Annotated in this window: 4 protein-coding genes, 1 tRNA gene and 1 pseudogene; 3 read left to right on the forward strand and 3 right to left on the reverse strand. The window is 41.3% G+C overall.

Features of this window, described 5'->3' with window-relative positions:
- A partial coding sequence (locus HMPREF0549_RS01525; RefSeq protein WP_003716491.1) for a response regulator occupies positions 1-274 on the reverse strand: 274 nt, incomplete at its 3' end.
- Positions 275-285: 11 nt separating this feature from the next.
- On the reverse strand, positions 286-1,569 hold the full coding sequence (locus HMPREF0549_RS01530; RefSeq protein ID WP_003716492.1) for an ATP-binding protein: 1,284 nt from the start codon (positions 1,567-1,569) through the stop codon (positions 286-288).
- A gap of 202 nt (positions 1,570-1,771) precedes the next feature.
- Between HMPREF0549_RS01530 and HMPREF0549_RS01535 the strand changes: the two genes are divergently transcribed.
- Positions 1,772-3,319 (forward strand): YfcC family protein, encoded by a 1,548-nt coding sequence (locus HMPREF0549_RS01535; RefSeq protein ID WP_003716493.1) that lies wholly within the window; start codon positions 1,772-1,774, stop codon positions 3,317-3,319.
- Positions 3,320-4,031: 712 nt separating this feature from the next.
- Positions 4,032-5,413 (forward strand): annotated as a pseudogene (gene ltrA / locus HMPREF0549_RS01540) (group II intron reverse transcriptase/maturase).
- An 89-nt stretch (positions 5,414-5,502) separates the two neighbouring features.
- On the opposite strand, the gene HMPREF0549_RS01545 reads toward ltrA, so the two are convergent.
- Positions 5,503-5,577: transfer RNA gene (locus HMPREF0549_RS01545), tRNA-His, on the reverse strand.
- A gap of 200 nt (positions 5,578-5,777) precedes the next feature.
- Between HMPREF0549_RS01545 and hdcC the strand changes: the two genes are divergently transcribed.
- Entirely contained in the window at positions 5,778-7,235 is a 1,458-nt protein-coding gene (gene hdcC / locus HMPREF0549_RS01550) for a histidine-histamine antiporter (protein WP_003716496.1), read from the forward strand.
- The last annotated feature ends 22 nt before the right edge of the window (positions 7,236-7,257 follow it).

Here is a 7,257-nt window from a genome sequence, read left to right on the forward strand (position 1 = left end):
CGTCCGCCCGCATCTCACTGTTTTGCACTTTGGAAATCATTACAAAACGGATATTTGGCTTCACCTCTTTGACTTTTCGTACAAGGTCAACTCCTGATAGTTCAGGCATTAACAGGTCAACAAGGACAATATCGACATCTTTAACCATTAATTCTTGCAATGCGTCAGGTGAAGAACTGGTCATCCCGACAACTTCATCGTTAAAGTTTTGTTCAATGATATTTTGCAGGACATAGAGAATTGATTGGTCATCATCGACAATATAAAATTTCATCTTTACTCACCCTAACTAATTAGCTTTTGCTTATCCAATGTTACGAAAAAGGTTGTTCCAATGCCTGGAGCTGAATCGACAGTGATTTTTCCTGCAAACTGTTCCTCAGCAATTGTCTTGACGTTTGAAAGACCAATTCCCCGGTAAATATCACCGAATTGGTCAAATTTAGTTGAGAAACCTGATTTGAAAATCAGCGGCAAGAGATTTTTTGCGATCCCGCTCCCGTTGTCGGTAACTGAAAAGTAGACGTGCTGATTGTCTGCAGTAACTTTGATTAGCAACTCCCCATTTAGCTTAGTACCAATTGCGTCAATCCCGTTAATGATGAGGTTTGATAGGATGGTGACAAGGTAAAAATGACGCGGAATGGTAATATCAACGTGATTTTGAACGACCAGGTTAATATGAGCCTGTTTTTCGCGGATAATCATTTGGGAATAGTCGACAACGATTTTCAGAATATCGGTCATTGTCATCGGTGCGTTGCTTTGATCGTCAAAATAATCTCCTAGTCCCTTAATAAGGTTTTGGTAGGAGTGCTTGATTTCATGAACGTTCTGAGCAATTTTATACGCCATTGCCTGTTCTTCGGGAAGTGCCTTCTCCTTTAGCCGTTGATTGAGTTGGTAGGCGTTTTTGGTTACCTGCTCAATTTCATTAATCGTTTTCTTCATGAAGTAGACTTCGCTTTTGACTGCCGATGCAACCCAGATGAAATGGTAATATTGGCGTTCATGACTTTCACTATTCACCGTTAAAAATTGAAAGTAACGGATGGGAAAAGCAATCAAAAAGGCCAGTGTCGACCGTGCAAAAGCAAGGATGAATAATCCCTGAAGAACACTAAACGAGAATGCACTAAAATGATTTAAAAAAGCAATCTCGGCCATGTTAGCGAAATAATCACAGATAATAATCGTAAAATAAAAAGCAACGTTATTTTGAAAACTGCGGAGCCAATAAATCAAATAATAAAGAAAGACGTAACAGGTAAAAAAGATGATGTCAGCGATCGTATAGGCAATAGCATTTGAAGCTGTGGCACCATTACTTACTAGCAGGACGAATCCGCGAAAAACAGGGGAGGCGATCGCGATCGCTAACCCTAATTGAAGCGGGTTTAAGTCCTGGTTAAAGTAGAGAAAAACAGGCAGAAGGAAAGCAGAAAGAGCAATCATATTCCCCTTAGTGAATGCACTTGTGCCAATTTGGGAAGCAAGAGCGACACAAACAGCTGCAATAATAATTCGTTGATATTTACGGTAACGTAAAAAGTTAAGATTCTTTAACATGTGAATTCCTTAATTTTATCCATGATTAATTATGATTATTTTTGATGATCGTGGAAAGCGCTTACTAAAATTTTGATTGTAACTGATTAATCAGTTAATAACTATTAATCATATTAACTACTATTATACAACTATCTATTTAACAGACGGGAGTAGTAATAGTAAGTGCAATTATTTTATTTATAGTGAGGAGTTTAGGGTTATGGATGCAACTGCTAATCAGCCAAAGAAAAAATGGAAACTGAAGATGCCTGGCGCCTTCACAATTCTGTTCTTTCTGACGGTCATTTCAGTATTTTTAACATGGTTTGTGCCAGCAGGAAGTTATTCTAAGCTTTCGTATAGCCATGATCATCTTCAGGTTGTAGCGCCAAGCGGAAAGAAGACGGTTTATCCGGCAACGCAGGCAACTCTGAAGAAGCTCAACGTGAAAATTGACGTTGACCAGTTTAAGTCTGGGGCAATTAGTAAGCCGGTTTCAGTTCCAGGAACTTATAAGCGGCTTAAACAGCACCCAATGAGTCTGTACTCGATTTTCACCAGCATGGTCAACGGGACGATGCAGGCTGTTGATATTATGATCTTTATCTTTGTCCTTGGTGGCCTTATTGGGGTCGTTAAGGCAAGCGGGGCTTTTGAGTCAGGGCTTGAAGCGTTGACGAAAAAGTCGAAAGGTAAAGAGTTTATCCTTGTCTTTATGGTTGCCGTTCTGTTGGCATTTGGGGGAACGCTCTGTGGAATCGAAGAAGAAGCGGTGGCTTTCTACCCAATTTTAGCGCCAGTATTTATTGCAATGGGCTATGACTCGATTGTCGTTGTTGGGGCAATTTTCTTGGCTTCATCAATTGGGACAACCTTCTCGATTATTAACCCATTCCAGGTTGTAATTGCTTCTAATGCGGCCGGGACTCAATTTACTCAGGGGATGACTGGGCGGATCATCGGGTTCACCGTTGCTGTTATTTGCTTGCTCCTCTACCTTCACTGGTATGCCCGGAAGGTTCAGAAGGATCCGTCATTCTCATACACTTATGAAGATAAGGCTAAGTTTGATGCAATGTGGTCAATGGATTCTTCAGAAGAAAAGGATCTTACCTTTACAATTAAGAAACGGATTATCTTAGTTCTCTTTGCCGCTTCATTTATTATCATGATTTGGGGTGTGATGGCTAAGGGCTGGGCCTTCCCAGAAATGGCTTCATCATTCCTGTTGATTGCGGTAATTATCATGTTCTTAACCTGCTTTGGTCATAAAGATGGCCTTGGTGAATACCAAACAACCGAGGCATTCTCTAACGGTGCCGCTAGCTTAGTTGGGGTATCATTGATCATTGGGTTAGCACGGGGAATTAACAACATTTTGAATGATGGTTATATTTCTGATACGATCCTTTACCAATCTTCAGAATTAGTTCGTCATATGTCAGGATCTGTCTTCATCATTATGATGATGTTGATCTTCTTCGTCCTAGGTTTCATTGTGCCATCTTCTTCCGGCTTGGCAGTTCTTGCTATGCCAATCATGGCACCGTTGGCCGATACTGTTCATATCCCACGGTATATCGTTGTTACCGCCTACCAGTTCGGTCAATACGCAATGCTCTTCCTTGCACCAACCGGATTAGTTATGGCAACTCTGCAAATGCTCGATATGAAGTACTCTCACTGGGTTCGCTTCGTCTGGCCAGTCGTTGCCTTCGTTCTCATCTTCGGTGGTGGAATTCTGGTAACGGAAGTGTTGATGAATTAGAGTGTGAGCCAGCAAAGAACTTGCGGAAAGATAACACTAACTCCCGACGAAGGCGTCTCGCGCCTAGGAGGGAGGGTGTTATCTCTAGCAAGTTCCTGGCGAACACGTTTTTACTCTGTGACAGTAGAACGTTATCTTGAGGGAGCTTAGGCTGAGCGCGTTTTGGCTGTGTTGCAGTAGGAGCTACTGCGCAGATCTTGGCTATGCTACCGAGAAAATTTATAATACAAAAAATGGTATTCAGAAAATTTCTGAATACCATTTTTCATGTGCGCCCGGCATGGGTATTAGCTAGGCGGTGAGAGTCCGCTATGGGCCGTAGTAGTCGGAACCATGAGCTGAGGACAAGGGTGTCCACTGCGAGGTGGAATCTGAAGGAAGTCTAAGGCAAAGTACTGCACCGATGAACAAGAAGTAGCTATAAGGCTGGAACTAACTGGATAAGACTGCATGACAAGTTAAAGTCCAACACTACTCGAAGTTACTTTCAGTAAAGCTACCGGTGACATGGTACGAAAGTTAATATCCTTACCCGGGGAGATCTGGCCTACACGTTTCCGACAAGAGGAATAAGTTTAATTTCCACAGAAACAGGCGGTGCAGTGATGTAGCGTTGAGTAAGCCAGAAGTCAGCCGAGGTCATAGTAGTCTGAGTAATCAGATGAAGGACTGAACGACAATAACTTGTAACTTATATCGGAGGTGTAATCAGGTGCGACAATCGCAGAAAACAGAACAACAAGCTGACCGCTTGTCGAGGATAGGTTTGGAAAACCGAAAGTACACAAGGGCGCGTAGTACCGATTATGGTGAAGGTAAAGGTATGAGTGTCACTATCCAAGACTTAGTCTTGGACCGCAATAACCTTAATCAGGCTTATTTGCGAGTTAAGAGAAATAAAGGGGCAGCAGGCATTGACGATATGACAGTCAATGACCTTCTGCCATATCTCAGAGAAAATAAGACGGAATTGATCGCTAGTTTGCGTGAGGGCAAGTATAAACCAGCACCAGTCAAACGGGTAGAAATTCCGAAGCCTAATGGTGGAGTAAGAAAACTCGGAATACCAACAGTGGTGGACCGAATGGTTCAACAAGCTGTGGCCCAAATTCTTACGCCTATCTTTGAGCGTGTTTTCTCTGATAATAGTTTTGGCTTCCGTCCCCACCGTGGGGCCCATGACGCTATTGCAAAAGTAGTAGATCTTTATAATCAAGGCTATCGAAGAGTTGTCGACTTAGACCTAAAAGCCTATTTTGATAACGTTAATCATGACTTAATGATTAAGTATCTCCAACAATATATTGATGACCCATGGACACTAAGACTTATTCGTAAGTTTCTAACTAGCGGAGTCTTAGACCATGGGCTCTTCGCTAAGAGTGAAAAAGGAACCCCACAAGGAGGGCCATTGTCACCACTACTGGCGAACATCTATCTAAATGAGTTGGACAAAGAGTTGACTAGACGTGGTCATCACTTTGTGCGCTATGCGGATGATTGTAACATCTATGTTAAAAGTCAACGAGCCGGAGAACGAGTAATGCGAAGCATTACCCAGTTTCTAGAAAAGCGCCTGAAAGTTAAAGTGAACCCAGATAAAACCAAAGTCGGTAGCCCTCTACGGTTGAAGTTTCTTGGCTTTTCGTTGGGTGTAGACCACAATGGGGCCTACGCCCGTCCAGCTAAACAATCGCAACAACGAGTAAAGAAAGCGCTGAAGTTATTAACTAAACGTAATCGTGGAATATCTCTGACAAGAATGTTTGAAGAAATTCATCGAAAATGCGTGGGTGGCTTCAGTACTACTCAATTGGGAAACTAACTAACTTTATTCAACGCCTCGACAAGTGGTTGAGGGTTCGAATAAGGCAGTATATCTGGAAGCAATGGAAAAAGTTTAAAACTAAGATAACTAACTTACAGAAGTTGGGGCTGTCCCAGCGTGATGCATATGTCTTCGCTAGTACCCGCAAGGGCTACTGGCGAACTGCACATAGTAAGACCTTGAGCTATTCTCTAACTAATAGAAAACTGGAACAACTTGGACTTATGAATATGTCCAAGACGCTCCAGTCAATTCAATGTGATTAAGTTGTCGAACCGCCGTATACGGAACCGTACGTACGGTGGTGTGAGAGGTCGATAATTGAACTAATCAATTATCTCCTACTCGATTAAAGGGCGGTATGTGGGATTCGAACCCACGCGTGCCGGACCCACAAACCGGTGTGTTAACCAAACTTCACCAACACCGCCATGAAATAACAGTAACAAGTGTAGCATATTTTTTGAAAAATGAATAACTCTTTTTGAACAGGATCGCGGTTATTAATATTATTAACTTATGAGAGCGGTTAATATTTTATTGAACATTCAATATACAAGTGATATATTGTTTGTGAACATTGCGCATATTCCTATTCCTTACAAATACTGAGTAAGGGATGTGTGCAACATGGCCGATAGTGATAAATCCCAAGCTGCAAAATTGGGTTTGATGGGTCTTATTGCTTTGTGTGTTAGTGCGATGGTCGGTTCGGGTGTCTTTGACTTGCCAAAGAACATGTCAATGGAAGCTGGACTCACAGCACAAATTATTTCCTGGGTAGTAACCGGTATTGGTATCTGGTTTATTGCTCAGATGTTCGTTATTTTGAGTGATGTAAAGCCTGATTTAACAGCTGGGCTTTACAAATATGCTCAAGTTGGCTTTGGTTCATTTAGTGGTTTCTTTACTGCATGGGCATATTTTGTCTGTGAATGTGCTGCTAATGCGGCATATGCTGTATTAACGATGAGTACTCTGGATTACTTCTTCCCTGGAACCTTTACAGGTGGTAATAACTGGCCATCAGTAATTGGGGCCTCAATTATTACCTGGGCAATAACTGCGCTAGTATTACGTGGGGTTGAAGTATCTAGTAAGGTACAGCAAGTTGCTACGGTTGTTATGTTAGCAGTTGTTTGTGTATTTATTGTTACTGTAATTGCTCACTTTAATTTTCATACATTCACGTTGAATGCCAATGCAACTCATACAATTTCATCAGTTAGTGATAAAGCACTTGGTAGTGTTACTCACCAAGTAATGAACACAATGATGGTAACTCTTTGGCTCTTTGGTGGTATCGAAGGGGCTGTCGTTATGTCAGGTAAGGCAAGAAATGTTAAGCAGGTTCCAACCGCTACGATTACTGGATTTATTATTTGTTTAGTAATGTATGCTTTGGTTGGTACCCTTTCTCTTGGGGCATACTCATATGGTCAATTGGCTAATATGACTTCTCCATCAACAGCTTACATTTTGACTAACTTATGGCACAGCAACTTGGGACGTGATGTAATTACTGTTGCATTGCTATTTGCTGTCTTTTCAAGTTGGATTTCTTGGATTCAAATGTTGGCTGAATTGCCACAACATGCGGCTAAGGAAGACGGTTCATTCCCTAAGAAATTTGCTGAAACTAATAAGTCGGGTACGCCAGCCTTTTCAATTATTGTCGCAACAATCGTAATTGAAGTTATTATTTTAATTGCGCACTTTGATGAAAGTGCTTATCAAATGCTTTTAACAATTGTTGGGGTTATGACTATCCCACCATATTTGTTCTCGGCAATGTATCTGATTAAGATTAGCTTACCTAATTCAAATGAATTTCCAACCGATACCAAGCACCGTCAATGGGCTGGTTTAACTATGGGAATATTAGCGTTTGCATATATTATCTTCATGGCGTTCTCTGCTAATATTAAATACACTTTGATTTCTTTCATTTTCTATGCAGCAGGAATTCCGCTATACATGTGGGCGCGTCATCAACATGGAAAGCAAATCTTTACTAAGGGTGAAACAATTTTTGCAATTGTGATCGTTTTAGTTGCTATTTATGGTATTTATGATCTAATTCACTAGCCCTTTAGTTAAATATTAATTT

Source organism: Limosilactobacillus vaginalis DSM 5837 = ATCC 49540 (assembly GCF_000159435.1).
GTDB classification, from domain to species: Bacteria; Bacillota; Bacilli; order Lactobacillales; family Lactobacillaceae; genus Limosilactobacillus; species Limosilactobacillus vaginalis.

Bases quoted from the DNA above. Each gene is read 5' to 3' on its own strand.
- HMPREF0549_RS01530 (WP_003716492.1), bottom strand. From the start codon at position 1,569: ATGTTAAAGAATCTTAACTTTTTACGTTACCGTAAATATCAACGAATT.
- HMPREF0549_RS01535 (WP_003716493.1), top strand. From the start codon at position 1,772: ATGGATGCAACTGCTAATCAGCCAAAGAAAAAATGGAAACTGAAGATG.
- hdcC (WP_003716496.1), top strand. From the start codon at position 5,778: ATGGCCGATAGTGATAAATCCCAAGCTGCAAAATTGGGTTTGATGGGT.